This window comes from Pseudokineococcus lusitanus (genome assembly GCF_003751265.1).
GTDB lineage: Bacteria > Actinomycetota > Actinomycetes > Actinomycetales > Quadrisphaeraceae > Pseudokineococcus > Pseudokineococcus lusitanus.
Genome location: NZ_RJKN01000007.1, coordinates 21,488 through 37,476 on the forward strand (window position 1 = coordinate 21,488; position 15,989 = coordinate 37,476).

Sequence of the window (15,989 nt, forward strand, 5' to 3'; positions counted from 1 at the left end):
GGACCGTCCGCCGCGGGCGGGGGTCCGACGGCGGGTCAGGCCGCCGTCGCGCGGCGCCCGGACGGCGAGCCCTGCGGCAGCCAGCGGCGCAGCTGCTCCCGCCCGAAGAGCTCGTCGAGGACCATCGCGGCGGCGCCGGCGAGGCCGGGGTCGTCGCCCGCGGCGGCGCTCTCCACGCGGAGGTCGCGCGTCGCCAGCGGCAGCGAGCGCTGGTAGACGCCCTGCCGCACCGAGGCGAGCAGCAGGTCGGAGCCGGCGCCGAGCCGCCCGCCGAGGACGAGCAGGCCCGGGTCGAAGAAGTTGACGAGCGTGGCGAGGACCTGGCCGACGAGGTGCCCCGAGGCCTGGACCATCTCGACGCTCGTGCGGTCGCCCTCCTGGGCGGCGCGCACGACCTCCTCCACGCCGAGCCCGCCCGGCGCCGCCGCGGCGAGCCGGGCCAGCGCCGGGCTCGTGCCGTCGGCGGCCATCTCGGCCGCCCGGCGGACGAGGGCGGCCCCGCCCGCGACCGCCTCGAGGCAGCCGGTGTTGCCGCAGCGGCAGACGACGTCGGCGCCCCCCGGTGCCTCGACGTGCCCGATGTCGCCGGCGCAGCCGTGCGCGCCGCGCAGCAGCCGCCCGCGGGCGACGAGGCCGGCGCCGATGCCGGTGCCGACCTTGACGAAGAGCATGTCCTCGGGCTGGTCCGGGCGGTCGCCGAGCGGCGCGCGGCCCTGGCGGGCGTGCCGCCGGGCGACGACCTCGCCGAGCGCCATGAGGTTCACGTCGTTGTCGACCCACGTGGGGGCGTCCCACCGCTCGGACAGGCGGGCGCGGACGTCGGCGTCGTCCCAGCCGGGCATGATCGGCGGCCGGTTGGGCCGGCCGGAGAGGAACTCCACCGGCCCGGGCAGCCCGACGCCGACGCCCCAGACGGGGACGGGGCCGCGCTCGGCCGCCAGGCCGTCGAGCAGCCGGGCGAAGAGCTCGTCGACGCGGTCGAGGACGGGCCCCGGTCCGTCGGCGATGCTCGCGGGCTCGTCGAGCGAGGCCAGCAGCGTCCCGGCCAGGTCGGTGACGCCCACGGTGAGGCGGCTGGCGCCGAGCGGGGCGACGAGGACGACGCCGGCGTCGTGCCGCAGCGCGAGCTCGCGGGGGGCGCGGCCGCCGCTGGACGGGGCCGTGCCGTGCTCGTCGAGGACGCCCAGCTCGAGCAGCCGGGCGACGCGGCCGGCGACGACGCTGCGGCCGAGGCCGGAGGCGCGGACGACCTCGGGGCGGGTGCGGGCGACGCCCCGGCGGACGAGGTCGAGGACGGCGACGAGGCCGTCGACGAGGTCGTCGGGGAGGTCGGCCGGGCCGACCGGGCCGACCGGTCCCTCGGCGCGCGGGGGGATCGTCGGCACCGTCGCGGGGGCCGTGCCGGCGTCCGGCGTCGCTGCCGGACGCGCACGGGTCGGTGCGGTCATGGGGACGGACAGTAGTCGGCTGACTTCTGCTGTCCAGACGTTGACTTCTGCACGCCGACGGCATTAGATCGTCGGTGACGGGCGGCCATCAGGCCGTACGAGCACTGAAGCACTGTCACGACGCGGTGACCAGACCTCTCGCCGAACATCTCGGCAGCGATCGGTCACCGCACCCGGCACGACGACGCGCCGGGCGTCACGGGGCGTCACCGACGACACGGACCGCGTCTCCCACGACGCGACCGACAGCCACACGAGGGGGTGTGATGCGGGACGAGCTGCTCCGCATGACCGGGATCGTCAAGCACTTCCCCGGCGCCAAGGCCCTGGACGGCGTGGACCTCGTGGTCCGTGCCGGCGAGGTGCACTGCGTGCTCGGCCAGAACGGCGCCGGCAAGTCGACGCTCATCAAGGTCCTCGCGGGGGCGCACGCGCCCACCGCCGGCGAGATCACCTGGCAGGGGCAGCCGCTCACGCTGGCCAACCCTGTCGCGGCCATCAAGGCCGGCATCGCGACGATGTACCAGGAGCTCGACGTCGTCGACGGCCTCACGGTGGCCGACAACATCTACCTGGGCCACGAGATGTCGACGGCCGGGGTGACGAAGCGGCGCGAGGTCGAGCGGCACACGAAGGAGCTGCTCGCGCGCCTCGGCCACAGCGAGATCAAGCCGGGCACCGAGGTCGGCTCCCTCTCGGCGGCGGGCAAGCAGATCGTCAGCATGGCCCGCGCCCTCTCGCACGACGCGAAGCTCATCATCATGGACGAGCCGTCCGCGGTGCTGGACTCCGAGGAGGTCGACAACCTCTTCCGCACCGTCCGCGACCTCACCGCGGCGGGCGTCGGCATCGTCTACATCTCCCACCGCCTCGAGGAGATCCGCGAGATCGGCGACCGGATCACGGTCATCAAGGACGGCCGCTCCGTCGCCACCGACCTCGCCGTGGCCGACGTCCCCACCCCCGAGCTCATCCGGCTCATGACCGGCCGCACCGTCGAGGGCTTCCCCCAGCGCCCGGCCCTGCCGGCCGACGCCGCGGAGCTGCTCGTCGTCGACGGGCTCGCCGCGGACGGCGTCTTCGAGGACGTCTCCTTCACCGTCCGCGCCGGCGAGGTCGTCGGCCTCGCGGGGCTCGTGGGCGCCGGCCGCTCGGAGATCCTCGAGACGGTCTACGGCGCGCGGAAGGCGACCGCCGGCAGCGTGCGCGTGGGTGACAAGAAGCTGCGCGCCGGGTCCGTCGCCGCCGCGGTCGGCGCGGGCGTCGGTCTGGCGCCCGAGGAGCGCAAGAGCCAGGGCCTGCTCCTCGGCGAGCCGATCTACCGCAACATCACGCTGACGTCCTTCGCCCGCTTCGCCAAGGGCGGCCTGCTCGACGAGAAGGCCGAGCGGGCCGCGGCCACCGAGCAGATCAAGGCCATGGAGCTGCGGCCGGCCGACCCGGACCGGGTCATCGGCACGCTGTCGGGCGGCAACCAGCAGAAGGCGATGCTCGCCCGCTGGCTCGTCCACGGCTGCCGCGTCCTGCTCCTCGACGAGCCCACCCGCGGCGTCGACGTCGGCGCCCGGGCCGAGATCTACGCCCTCATCAACCAGCTGGCCGCCTCCGGCGCGGCCGTCGTCGTGGTCTCCAGCGAGATCCCCGAGGTCCTCGGGCTCGCCGACCGCGTGCTGGTCATCTCCGACGGGCGGGTCGTCCACACCGGCCCCGCCGACCAGATCGACGAGCACGGGGTCCTCGACCTCGTCATGGAAGGACGCGCGGCATGAGCCAGAACACGCCCGACCTGGCGACGGCGGGGTCCGTCCCGCCGGACGACAAGAACGGCGGGAGCCCGACGCCGCTGGAGCGCCGCGGTGCGACGCCGGGCGCCGGTCCCATGCCCCCGGGGGCCGAGGGCAACGCGGTGACCCGCCTCCTGGGCAGCGACACCGGGCGCACGCTCGGTCTCGTGGCCGTGCTCGTGCTCATCGTCGTCGCCGGCATCGCGACGGCGGGCGGCCAGTTCGCCAGCGTGCCGACCCTCATCACGATCCTCAACCTGGCCGCGGTCATCGGCGTCGTCAGCATCGGCATGACCTTCGTCATCACCGGTGGCGGGATCGACCTGTCGGTCGGCTCGCTCGTGGGGCTGTCCTCCATCTGGGCCTCCACGGTGGCCACGCAGACCATCGCGGCCAACAGCCACTGGTCCGTCATGGTCTTCACGGCGGTCGCCGTCGGCGCGGTGGCCGGTCTCGTGACCGGGGCGGTCATCGCCTACGGCAAGGTCGTCGCCTTCATCGCGACGCTCGCCATGCTCATCGCGGCCCGGGGCCTCGCCGAGCTGATCGCCCAGAACCGCACGCAGATCGTCACGGTCGACGGCTACTCCGACGCCCTGACGGGTCGGGTGCTCGGCGTCCCGGTGCTCGTGTGGATCTTCGCGCTGGTCTCCCTCGCCGGCTGGTTCCTCCTCAACCGGACGACCTTCGGCCGCCGCACCATCGCGGTCGGTGGTAACCCCGAGGCCGCGCGCCTCGCCGGCATCAAGGTGCAGCGGCACACGATGTACCTCTACGCCCTCTCGGGCGTCTGCTCCGGGCTCGGCGGCGCCATGATCCTGGCGCGCGTCAACTCCGGCTCGTCGACGAACGGCACCCTCTACGAGCTCGACGCCATCGCGGCCGTCGTCATCGGCGGCACCCTCCTCGCCGGTGGCCGCGGCACGATCATGGGCACCGTCCTCGGCGTCCTCATCTTCGCGACGCTGACCAACGTCTTCGTCCAGAACAACCTGTCGATCTCCACGCAGTCCATCGCCAAGGGCGCCATCATCGTCGTGGCCGTCCTCCTGCAGCAGCGCCTCGCGGCGCGCCGGACACCCCGCAAGGCCGGGTAGTGGCCCCGACCCTCCCGCCCTTGCCCGGGGCTCCTGACCAGACCTCCCCCCACGACCGCCCGACCATCTCAACGAGGAGAACCATGTCCACCACCACGACCCGCCGCCGCCCCTGGATGCTCGCGGCGAGCTCGCTGGCCGTCGGCTCGCTCCTGCTCACCGGCTGCGTCTCCAACGAGCCGGCGGGCACGACCGACGACGCGGCCGGCGAGGCCGTCCAGGCGGCGACCGCCAACAACGAGCCCGGTGACACGGTCACCATCGGCTTCACGGCGCCGGCCGCCGACCACGGCTGGATGTCGGCCATCACGCGGGCCGCCCAGGACCGCGCCGAGCAGTTCGAGGACGTCGACCTGCAGGTCGCCGAGGGCACCAACGACGTCAACCTGCAGATCGCCGCCGTCGAGACCTTCATCAACAACGGCGTCGACGCCATCGTCATCCTCCCCTTCGACGGCGCCGCCCTCACCGACGTGGCCACGCAGGCCATGGAGCAGGGCATCACGGTCATCAACGTCGACCGCGAGTTCACCTCCCCCTTCGCCGCCCGCGCCACGGTGCTCGGCGACAACTACGGCATGGGCGTCTCGGCCGGCACGTACATGTGCGAGCAGCTGGGCGACAACCCCGACGCCGTCATCGCCGAGATCGCCGGCATCGACTCCCTCCCGCTGACGCAGGACCGCAGCCAGGGCTTCGCCGACGCGCTGGCCGACTGCGGTCTCGAGGTCAGCAACCGCGTCGCCGCGGACTTCACCGTCCAGGGCGGCCAGACGCAGGCGGCCAACCTCCTCTCGGCCGCCCCGCAGATCGACGCCATCTGGAACCACGACGACGACCAGGGCGTCGGCGTCCTCGCGGCCATCGAGCAGGCCGGGCGCGACGAGTTCTTCATGGTCGGCGGCGCCGGCTCCGCCAACGTCATGCGCGAGATCCAGGAGGGCGACTCCGTCCTCCAGGCCACCGTCGTCTACCCGTCCACGCAGGCGGCCGACGGCGTCAGCCTGGCCCGCCTCGTCGAGCAGGAGAAGGACATGGACGACCTGGTCTCCAGCCAGGTCCCGCGCCAGGTCCAGCTCTTCGCGCCCGTCGTGACGGCCGACAACGTGGACCAGTACCTGGACACCGCGTTCGAGTCCTGACGACCCCCGGCGGCGGTGCGGGCACGCAGGTGCCCGCGCCGCCGCCCGTCGCGTCCCCGGCCCGCCCCGCGGGCGGCCCGGCGGCGCACAGGTGAGGAGCACCAGACATGGCAGACAGCACGGCGAAGCAGGGGGCGCCCGCCCTCGGCGTGGCGATGGTGGGCTACTCCTTCATGGGGGCCGCCCACTCCCAGGCGTGGTCGGTGGCGCCGCGGTTCTTCGACCTCCCGCTCCACCCGCGGATGCTCGTGGTGGCCGGCCGGCAGGCCGGCCCGGTCGAGGCCGCGGCCCGCAGGCTCGGCTGGGAGGGGAGCACGACCGACTGGCGGTCGCTGCTGGAGCGTGACGACGTCGACCTCGTCGACGTCTGCACCCCGGGCGACACGCACGCCGAGATCGCGGTCGCGGCGCTCGAGGCCGGCAAGCACGTCCTCTGCGAGAAGCCGCTGGCCAACTCGGTCGCGGAGGCGCAGGTCATGGTCGACGCCGCCGAGAAGGCGGCCGTGGCCGGCGTCCGCGCGACGGTGGGCTTCACGTACCGGCGCGTGCCGGCGATCGCGCTGGCGCGCCAGCTCGTCGCCGAGGGCCGGGTCGGCACCGTCCGCCACGTGCGGGCCCAGTACCTCCAGGACTGGATCGCCGACGAGCAGGCGCCGATGTCCTGGCGCCTGGAGAAGGAGAAGGCCGGCTCGGGGGCGCTGGGGGACATCGGCGCCCACGTCGTCGACCTCGCCCAGCACGTCACGGGCGAGCTGCTCACGGGCGTCTCCGGCCTCCTGCGGACCTTCGTCGAGGAGCGCCCGCTCCCCGGCGCGGGCGGCGGGGCGCTCGGCGGCACCGCCGGCGAGGGCACCGGCGTCGTCACGGTCGACGACGCCGCGGTCTTCAGCGGCCGGCTGTCCGGGGGCGGGCTCGCGACCTTCGAGGCGACCCGCTTCGCCTGGGGCCGCAAGAACGCCATCCGGCTGGAGATCAACGGGTCGAAGGGCTCGCTGGCCTTCGACTTCGAGGACATGAACGTCCTGCACTACTACGACGCCACCGAGGACGCCCGGGTCGCCGGCTTCCGGCGCATCTACGTCACCGAGCCCGAGCACCCCTACGTGGGCGCCTGGTGGCCGGCCGGGCACGGCCTCGGCTACGAGCACGGCTTCGTCCACCAGGTCGTCGACCTCGTCGGCGCCCTGGCCGCGCAGGAGGACCCGGCGCCGACCTTCGCGGACGGCCTCCAGGTCCAGAAGGTGCTCGCGGCGGTCGAGCGCTCCTCTGCGGAAGGCTGTGCCTGGCAGCAGCTCTGAGGTGAACCGGACGGACGGCCCGTCCCGTGACAAGCGTCACGGGACGGGCCGTCCCGACGTTCTCGACACTTTTGCCGCTCATCGTGCTAAAAACGGTCGACCCCCCGGAGACCACGGCGGGGCAGCAGCACCCGCACGACCGTGACGCGACGACGCGTCACCGGCACGCCGCCGCGAGGCGGCCCGCGAGGACGGACGATCGACGATGATCCCTGGTGTCCCCCTGTCCCCACCACGACCACCCGGTCGACGCCGGCGGCGGCGCAGCGCCCTCGCCGTCGCCCTCGGCCTCGCCGTCCCGGCGTCCCTGCTGGCGGGCGTGCCCGCGGCCGTGGCCGCGCCGGCCCCCGCCCCGGTGAGCGCCGCCGCGGCGCCCGCCCCGGCCCCCGAGGCCGCGCCGGGGGAGGCCCCCGGCACGACCTCCGAGGCCCTCGTCGGCGACAGCCTCCTGGCCCCGCCCGCCACGGGCGAGGGCCGCTTCGACGTCCTCGTCTTCTCGAAGACCGCGGCCTTCCGCCACGGCAGCATCGAGGAGGGCGTCGCCGCCATCGAGCTCCTCGGCGAGGAGAACGACTTCGGCGTCACGGCGACCGAGGACTCCTCCGTCTTCACCGCCGAGGGCCTGGCGCCCTACGACGCCGTCGTGTGGCTGTCGACCACCGGTGACGTCCTCGACGACGCGCAGCAGGCGGCGTTCGAGGAGTACATCAAGGGCGGCGGCGGGTACGCGGGCATCCACGCGGCCTCGGACACCGAGTACGAGTGGGAGTTCTACGGCGACCTCGTGGGCGCCTACTTCTCCTCGCACCCGGCCAACCAGACGGCCGACGTCCTCGTCGAGGACCCGGTGCACCCGTCGACGGCGGACCTGCCGACGACGTGGACCCGGTACGACGAGTGGTACAACTTCCGGTCCAACCCCCGCGGCGACGTCCACGTCCTCGCCTCGCTCGACGAGACCTCCTACAACGCGGGTGGTGGCGCCATGGGCGACGACCACCCCATCGCCTGGTGCCAGGACGTCGAGGCCGGCCGCAGCTGGTACACGGCCATGGGCCACACCGAGGAGTCCTTCGTCGAGCCCGAGTTCCTCGACCACCTGCTCGGGGGCCTCGAGACCGCCGCGGGCGCGGTCGGCAGCGAGTGCGGCGCGACGTCGGACGAGAGCTTCTCCGAGGTCGCCCTCGACGAGAACACCTCCAACCCGATGGAGCTCGAGGTGGCCGACGACGGCCGCGTCTTCTACATCGAGCGCAACGGCCAGCTGCGCGTCATCGAGACGGGCGGCGCCGTCCGCACCGCCCTCGACCTCGACGTGACGACGGTCCAGGAGTTCGGCCTGCTGGGCATCACGCTCGACCCGCAGTTCGCCGACAACGGCTTCGTCTACCTCTACTGGTCGCCCGAGGGCGAGGACGCCGACCGCGTCTCCCGCTTCACGGTGACCGGCAGCACAGCGGACCCGGCCAGCGAGGTCGTCGTCCTCGAGGTGCCCGTCCAGCGCGACCAGTGCTGCCACGCCGGCGGCGCGCTCGAGTTCGACACGCAGGGCAACCTCTACATCGCCACGGGCGACAACACGAACCCGTTCGAGTCCCAGGGCTACACGCCCGTCGACGAGCGCGCGGGCCGCGCGGCCTTCGACGCCCAGCGGACCTCGGGCAACACGAACAGCCTCAGCGGCAAGGTGCTGCGCATCACGCCGCAGCCCGACGGCAGCTACCTCGTGCCGGACGGCAACCTCTTCGCCGAGGGCACCGAGAAGACCCGTCCCGAGATCTTCGGCATGGGCTTCCGCAATCCGTTCCGCATCGGGATCGACCCCGTCACCGACAAGCTCATGGTGGCGGACTACGGCCCCGACGCCGGCGCGACGAGCCCGACCCGTGGCCCCGACGGCCGGGTCGAGTGGCAGATCCTCAACGCGCCGGGCAACTACGGCTGGCCGTACTGCCACGGCGCCAACACCCCGTACGTCGACTGGGACTTCGCCAGCAACACCGGCAAGGGCCTCTACGACTGCGACGCGCCCGTCAACGACTCGCCCAACAACACCGGCCTCACCGAGCTGCCGCCGTCGATCCCGGCGCAGATCTGGTACGGCCGCGAGGCGACGTCCACCTACCCGGGCATCGGCACCGGCGGCGCGCCCATGGCGGGCCCGGCCTACGTCTACGACGCCGAGCTCGACTCCTCCGTCAAGTGGCCCGAGTACTTCTCGGACAAGGCGCTGCTCGGCGAGTGGAACACCGGCCAGATGTACACGGTGCAGCTGGACGACGAGCGCTCGCAGCCGCTCAAGGTCAACGAGCTCCTGCCGCGCGGCCAGATCATCAAGCCGATGGCCTGGGACTGGGGCCCCGACGGCGCGCTCTACGTCATCGACTGGGGCTCGGGCTTCGGCGGCAACAACGCCGACTCCGGCGTCTACCGCATCGAGTACGCCGACACGGGCGCCCCGGTGGCGCGCGCGACGGCCGACGTGACGAGCGGCCCCGTGCCGCTGGTCGTCCAGTTCTCCTCCGAGGGCACGACCGACCCCGACGGCACCGAGCTCACGTACGCGTGGGACCTCGACGGCGACGGGTCGACCGACTCGACCGAGGCGAACCCGACCTGGACCTACACCGAGCCGGGCGCGTACCAGGCCCTGCTCACGGTGACCAACGCCGCCGGCCGCTCGGCCACCGCCGCCGTCAACGTCGCGGCCGGCAACACGCGGCCGACGGTCGAGATCACCGGGCCGCCCGAGGGCGGCTTCACCGAGTTCGGCGACACCGTCGGCTACTCGGTCGAGGTCACCGACCCCGAGGACGACGCCGCCGGCGTCGACACCTGCGCCGGCGTCCTCGTCAAGCCCGCCCTGGGCCACAACGACCACGGGCACCCGGGCGAGCAGGTCCGCGGCTGCACGGGCGAGTTCACCGCGACGATCGACGACAGCCACGGCCCCGAGGCCGACGTCTTCGTCATCGTCGAGGCGGACTACACGGATGCGGGTGGCGGTGAGGGCACTGCCGGCGCCCCCGCCCTGACCGGCACCGACCTCATCACGCTCCAGCCCAAGACCAAGCAGGCGGAGTACTTCGAGGAGAGCGGCCGCGTCGCGGACGCCAACGGCGCCGGGGACCCGGGCGTCACCCGCGAGGCCACGTCCGACGTGGCCGGCGGCTTCCAGAACCTCGGCTACATCGAGGACGGCGACTACGTCGGGTACTCCCCGGTCAACCTCCAGGGCATCGACGGGCTCTCCGTCCGGGCGGCCAGCCCGGGCGAGGGCGGTCTCGTCGAGGTCCGCTGGGACGCGCCGGACGGCGACCTGCTGGGCACGATCGACGTGAGCGGCACCGGTGACTGGCAGCGCTACGGCGACTTCCGCACCGACCTCGCCGACGTGCCCGAGGGCACCGGGACGCTCTACCTCGTCTTCCGCTCGCGCACGGGCGGCGGCGAGAGCCTCTTCAACCTCAACTGGTTCCAGGCCGAGGGCAAGGGCGTCAGCGCCAACAGCGCCCCGACCCTGGGCGCGGTGACGGCGACGCCGTCGAGCGGCCCGGCGCCGCTCGAGGTCACCCTGTCCGCCGAGGTCTCCGACCTCGACGGCGACGAGGTCACGGGCAGCTGGACCACCGGCATCCCGGGCGACGCCCCCCGCGAGGGCCTCACGACGCAGGCCACGTACACGGAGGTGGGCGACTACACGGCCACCTTCCGCGCCACGGACAGCCGCGGTGCCTTCCGCACCACGACCGTCCGGATCACGGTCGACCCCGTGCGGCCCGCGCCGTGCGCCGACGGCCGCGACGACGAGTTCGACGGGACCGAGCTCAGCACCTGCCGCTGGGAGGTGCTGCGCCCCGAGCCCGAGGCCCTGACGGTCGCGGACGGGAAGGTCACGGTGCTCACCGGCAACGGGGACATCTACACGACCCCGAACGCCGCGAGCACGACGAACTTCCTCCTGCAGCCGGCGCCGAACGGCGACTGGTCGGTCACGACGAAGATGGACACGTCCGCCCTCGTCGAGCAGTACCAGCAGGGCGGGCTCATCGCCTACCTCGACGACGACAACTACGTGAAGCTCGACCACGTCGTCACGAGCGGCCGGGGCGCGGCGACGGTCGCGTCGTCGGTCGAGCTCCGCTCGGAGATCGGCTCCGTCATCCAGAACCCGCAGCCGAGCTCGGGGCAGATCGCCCCGGGCGACGTCTGGCTGCGGATGTCCCTCTCGGGCACCACCTTCACGGGCGAGTGGTCGACGGACGGCGTGACCTGGCAGGGCGGCACCTCCGCCCAGGTCGAGAACGCGGCCATCGCGCGGGCGGCGGACCTCAAGGTCGGCCTCTTCACCCTGGGCACCTCGCAGGCCGCCCGGGTGCCGGTGTCCTTCGACTCCTTCACCGCGGTGACGGACGAGGAGCCCCCCGCGGGCGAGGACACCACCGCGCCTACCGTCGAGGTCGCCCTCGACCCGGCCGAGCCCTCGGGCGAGGCCGGCTGGTACAGCGGCCCGGTGACCGTCACGGCCACCGCGGACGACGGCGAGGGCAGCGGTGTCGCCTCCGTCGAGTACCAGGTCGTGCCGGCCGCGCAGGCCGGCACGTGGGACGAGGACGCCACGGTCACCTACGAGGCGCCCGTGACGATCTCCGAGGACGGCGACTGGGCCCTGCACGTCCGGGCCACCGACGAGGCCGGCAACACGTCCGCCCCCGTCGTCGTGCCCTTCAAGATCGACGCCACGGCGCCGACCGCCACGCTCGGCGGCGCCGAGGACGGCGCGACCTACGGCTCCTCGGAGGTGCTGCCCCTGGTCGTCACGGCCGAGGACGCCACCTCGGGCGTCGCGTCGACGGGCGTGCTGCTCGACGGCGCGCCGGTGGACGTCGCCGACGGCCTCGGCCTCTGGACGCTGGAGCCGGGCGAGCACACGCTCACGGCGACGGCGACCGACGTCGCGGGCAACGTCACGGAGGTGAGCGTCACCGTCACGGTGGAGGTGACGACCGCGGACGTCACGGCCGTCGTCGGGATCCTCGAGGGCGACGAGCTGCTGGACGGCCGCACGGCCGACCGGGCGCTCGCCACCCTCGAGCGGGTCGAGCGCTTCGAGGCGCGCGGCCAGGTGCGGCAGGCGGTCCAGCAGCTCGAGACGCTGGAGCGCTCGCTCACCCGCACCACCCCGGCCGGCGAGGGGCGCGACGTGCTCCTCGACCAGGTCGTCTGGCTCGCCGAGGCCCTGCAGGCCCCGGCGGCGGCCCCCTCGGGCCGCCGGTGAGCAAGGGCACCAGCAGCAGCCGGGCGGCCGCCACCTCGCGTGGCGGCCGTCCGGCCGGTGCACCCGCCACCTCCCCGGCCCGGGCCCCGCGCCCGGGCCGGGGGGTGGTGGCGGGCCTGGCCGGCGGCGGTCTCGCCGTCGGCCTCGTCGTCGGCCTGCTCCTCGGCCCGGCGCTCGGCGGTGCCCTGGGCGCCGGCGCCGACGGGGCTGCGGGAGCCGCGCCGGTGCCGGCGTCCACGGGGACCGCCGAGAGCGGGTCCGCGAGCACGGACGGCGCGGGCACGGACGGCGCGGAGGGCGGCGACGACCTCGCCGCCCGCGTCGAGGCGCGGGCGGCCGAGCTCCGCGAGGAGTCCGCGGCTCGCGACGCCGAGGCCTTCGCCGTCCTCGTCGACGACGTCCAGGTGGTCGCCGAGGCCGTGACCCCGGTCGTCGAGGCCGCCGGCGCCCACGCCGAGCCGGGCGCGCCCGCGCCGACGCCCGCGGAGGCGCGGGAGTGGGGCGCCGCGGTCGAGGCCGCGGGCGCCGAGCTCTCCGACCTCGGCAGCGCCGGCACGGACGTCAACCTCGTCCGCACGTCCGTCGAGGCCTCGCTGCAGCAGCTGACCACGGCGACCGACGCGCTGGCGCAGGCCGCCGACCGGGCGGCGGCGGGGGAGGACCCCGCCGGCCCGCTGAGGACGGGCGTGGGCACGCTGCGTGCCGCCGTCCTCACGTGGTCGGTGGGCGCCACCCAGCTCGACGCGGTGAGCGTCGAGCGCGGCCTCGGCCACCTCCACGTCTACCTGCCCGGCGTGGCCGGGAGCGGCGCCATCACGGCCGACGAGGCCGAGGAGGGCGAGCTGGCGCACGACCACGCGGGCGACGACGCCCACGACCACGAGGGCGACGACGCCCACGACGACCACGACGAGGGGACCGCCCCGTGACCGCCTCCGCCCCCACCCGCCGCCCGGCGAGGGCGCTCGTCGTCCTCCTCGGCGTCCTCGCGGTGCTGCTCGGCGGTGCCATGCCCGCCTCGGCGCACGGCGGGCCGATCGACGTCGACGTGGCCGACGACGGCACGGGCGCCCTCACCCTCGTGGCCACCTGGCGCGAGGACGGGCACATGGTCGGGCCCGAGGTCGACTTCACCGGGACCGCGACGGGTCCCGACGGCCGCGTCGTCGAGGGCATCGACTTCGCGCTCCAGGCCGAGGGCGAGGGCTTCCGCGTCTCCACGACCCAGCTGGCGGCCGGCGACTGGGAGGTCGCGCTGCAGGCCGCCGGCGGGAGCGACCAGAGCTGGGACGTCCCCGTCACCTCGGGCGGGCCGCCCGAGCCGACGGCCTCGCCGACCCCGGCCGCCGCCGCGACGGCGACCCCGTCGCCGGGGGCCCCCACGGTCACCGACGAGACGACCCTCCGGGCCACCCGGACCGCCGAGCCCGCCGAGCCCGCCGCGGCCACCACCGACGGCACGTCCGCCGGCCCCGGTGCCGGCGTCGTCGCCCTCGTGGGCGGCATCGTGGTCATCGGCGTCGTGGCCCTGCTCCTCGTCCGCGCGCGCCGCCGCCGCACCCCCTGACCGCACCACCCGCACGACCCCCCGACGACCCCGACGACCGGAGGACCCCATGCCCCGCCCCATCACCCTCTTCACCGGCCAGTGGGCCGACCTGCCCCTCGAGGAGGTCGCGCGCCTGGCGTCGGGCTGGGGGTACGACGGCCTCGAGCTCGCCTGCTGGGGCGACCACCTCGACCCGTGGCGCTGGGACGACGAGGCCTACGTCCAGGGCCGCCTCGACCTGCTCGAGCGGCACGGGCTGAAGCTCTACGCCATCTCGAACCACCTCAAGGGCCAGGCGGTCTGCGACGACCCCATCGACCAGCGCCACCGCGACATGCTCCCCGACGTCGTCTGGGGCGACGGCGACCCGGAGGGCGTGCGGCAGCGGGCGGCCGAGGAGATGAAGAACACGGCACGGCTCGCGTCGCGGCTCGGCGTGAAGACCGTCGTCGGCTTCACCGGCTCGAGCATCTGGAAGTACGTGGCGATGTTCCCGCCGGCCACGGCGGAGATGGTCGACGCGGGCTACCAGGACTTCGCCGACCGCTGGAACCCGATCCTCGACGTCTTCGACGAGGAGGGGGTCCGCTTCGCCCACGAGGTGCACCCGAGCGAGATCGCCTACGACTACTGGACGACCGTCCGGACCCTCGAGGCCATCGGCCACCGCGAGGCCTTCGGCCTCAACTGGGACCCCAGCCACTTCGTGTGGCAGGACCTCGACCCCGTCGGTTTCCTGTGGGACTTCCGCGAGCGGATCTACCACGTGGACTGCAAGGACGCGAAGAAGAACATGACCAACGGCCGCAACGGCCGGATGGGCAGCCACCTGCCCTGGGCCGACGGCCGGCGCGGCTGGGACTTCGTCTCGACCGGCCACGGCGACGTGCCGTGGGAGGCGTCCTTCCGGATGCTCAACCAGATCGGTTACGAGGGCCCCATCAGCATCGAGTGGGAGGACGCCGGCATGGACCGCCTCGTCGGCGCGCCGGAGGCGCTGGAGATGGTCCGCCGGCTCGCTTTCGACCCGCCGGCCGCCGCCTTCGACGCGGCTTTCTCGACCCGCTGACCCGGCGGCGCCGTCCGGCGCCGCACCCGTGACGACGACCCCCGCACCGCCCGGTGCGGGGGTCGTCGTGCGTCAGCGGCCGGGGGGGTCCTCCGGCGCCCACTCGGTGCCGACCGGCGCGTAGAGCGTCCGCTGGACGCGGCCGACGGTCCGGCCGACGGCACGGGCCTGGCCGGAGGCGACGAGGCGGCGCAGCAGCGCCGCGGCGGCCTGCCACCGGGGCGCGACATGGGGCACGAGGGCGGCGGCCGTCACGGGGCCACGGGCCATCGTCGTGAGGCGGGCCAGCGCGTCGAGCGCCCGCTGGTCGGAGGCGGTGAGAGGGACCCGCGGGCGGGCGGTGACGTCCACCTGCGCCCCGGGGGACGGGTCGGTCCCGGGCAGCGCCGCCCAGGCCCCGTCGCTCACCCAGCCGGCCGCGACGAGCTCGCCGTCGGCCAGCTCCTCCAGCGCGGCGAGCGTCACCGCGACGGGCGGCGGGTGTTCGTCCGGCGCGGCACGCCGCACCGCCAGCTCGGAGCGGTAGGCCCCCCGGCCTCCCGCGTCCACGACCTCGAGCAGTGCCCGGTAGCCGTCCCGCTCCAGCACCAGGCGTGCGTGACCACCCATCGACGCCCCCGTCGCCGTCCCGCCGTCGGCCCCTCCGACGTGCGTGCCGTAGACCACTTTGATACCGCAGGCACGCACCCGGCGCACGACTTATGTCGAGGTCGGACGAAACTCGGGTGCGGTGAGAGTCGGTCCGCCGCGGGCCTGCTCGTCCACCGGCGTGGCGTCGGCGGTGTCAGCGCGGGGCGGTCCCGAGGTGCTCCCGGGCCGTGGCCACCGCGCGGGAGGCCGCACGGGCGCGGTCGAGGGCGACGTCGAGCGCGCCCGCCCGGGCGCTGACCCGGGCCATCGTCGCCGCCTCCGAGGCGGTGGCCGCGGCGGTGCCGGCGCGCGAGAGCCGGCGGTGGAGCTCGTCGGGCAGCCCCTGCTCCGCCGCGGCGGCCGGCGGGACGCGGGGGACGTCGAGGCCCGCGCTGGGCGCGACCGCCTGGGCGCGGACGCAGAGGACCTCCACCGTGCCGAGGAGGTCGACGAGGTCGGCGGCCACCGCCTCGAGCGCCGGGACGAGGCCGTCCCGGGCTCCCGGGGCGTCGTCGGCGACGACGCCGTCGAGCACCTGGTGGAACCGGTCGACGGACCGGTGGACCCGGTCGTGCGCTCGCCGCCAGACCCCCTCGCCGAGCGCGTCGGCGAGGGCGCGCTCCGCCCGACGGCGCCCCCGCCCCGGGACGACGCGGTCGGCGAGCCGGCCGAGCGCGCCGCCGCGGCCGCCCAC

Annotated in this window: 11 protein-coding genes; 8 read left to right on the forward strand and 3 right to left on the reverse strand. The window is 74.8% G+C overall.

The features are described 5' to 3' along the window. Positions 1–35 precede the first annotated feature (35 nt). Positions 36–1,448, reverse strand: a complete 1,413-nt coding sequence (locus EDC03_RS13170; RefSeq protein WP_123380724.1) for an ROK family protein — start codon at positions 1,446–1,448, stop codon at positions 36–38. Between the two features lie 266 nt (positions 1,449–1,714). Here EDC03_RS13170 and EDC03_RS13175 point away from each other — a divergent pair, with 266 nt between their 5' ends. From EDC03_RS13175 to EDC03_RS13210, 8 genes are all read left to right on the forward strand, one after another. After that, entirely contained in the window at positions 1,715–3,217 is a 1,503-nt protein-coding gene (locus tag EDC03_RS13175) for a sugar ABC transporter ATP-binding protein (RefSeq protein ID WP_123380907.1), read from the forward strand. Beyond that, a complete protein-coding gene (locus EDC03_RS13180; RefSeq protein ID WP_123380725.1) occupies positions 3,214–4,329 on the forward strand; it encodes an ABC transporter permease in 1,116 nt (371 codons plus the stop codon). Before EDC03_RS13175 ends, EDC03_RS13180 begins: the two co-directional genes overlap by 4 nt. A gap of 83 nt (positions 4,330–4,412) precedes the next feature. Next, the gene (locus EDC03_RS13185) at positions 4,413–5,471 is read left to right on the forward strand and encodes a substrate-binding domain-containing protein (RefSeq protein WP_123380726.1); all 1,059 of its coding nucleotides are present in this window, start codon (positions 4,413–4,415) and stop codon (positions 5,469–5,471) included. Positions 5,472–5,578: 107 nt separating this feature from the next. Further along, entirely contained in the window at positions 5,579–6,769 is a 1,191-nt protein-coding gene (locus EDC03_RS13190; protein ID WP_199720243.1) for a Gfo/Idh/MocA family protein, read from the forward strand. A 205-nt stretch (positions 6,770–6,974) separates the two neighbouring features. Further along, positions 6,975–12,047: a ThuA domain-containing protein gene (locus EDC03_RS13195; protein WP_148058089.1), complete on the forward strand. Its 5,073-nt coding sequence runs from the start codon at positions 6,975–6,977 to the stop codon at positions 12,045–12,047. Between the two features lie 107 nt (positions 12,048–12,154). Beyond that, entirely contained in the window at positions 12,155–12,976 is an 822-nt protein-coding gene (locus EDC03_RS13200; RefSeq protein WP_148058090.1) for a hypothetical protein, read from the forward strand. Continuing rightward, entirely contained in the window at positions 12,973–13,614 is a 642-nt protein-coding gene (locus EDC03_RS13205; RefSeq protein WP_123380729.1) for a hypothetical protein, read from the forward strand. Before EDC03_RS13200 ends, EDC03_RS13205 begins: the two co-directional genes overlap by 4 nt. 49 nt (positions 13,615–13,663) lie before the next feature. After that, a complete protein-coding gene (locus tag EDC03_RS13210) occupies positions 13,664–14,665 on the forward strand; it encodes a sugar phosphate isomerase/epimerase family protein (RefSeq protein WP_123380730.1) in 1,002 nt (333 codons plus the stop codon). 72 nt (positions 14,666–14,737) lie between these two features. On the opposite strand, the gene EDC03_RS13215 is transcribed toward EDC03_RS13210, so the two are convergent. Beyond that, a complete protein-coding gene (locus EDC03_RS13215) occupies positions 14,738–15,331 on the reverse strand; it encodes a hypothetical protein (RefSeq protein ID WP_123380731.1) in 594 nt (197 codons plus the stop codon). 118 nt (positions 15,332–15,449) lie between these two features. Further along, complete coding sequence (locus tag EDC03_RS13220; RefSeq protein WP_199720244.1) at positions 15,450–15,989, reverse strand: hypothetical protein; 540 nt, start codon at positions 15,987–15,989, stop codon at positions 15,450–15,452.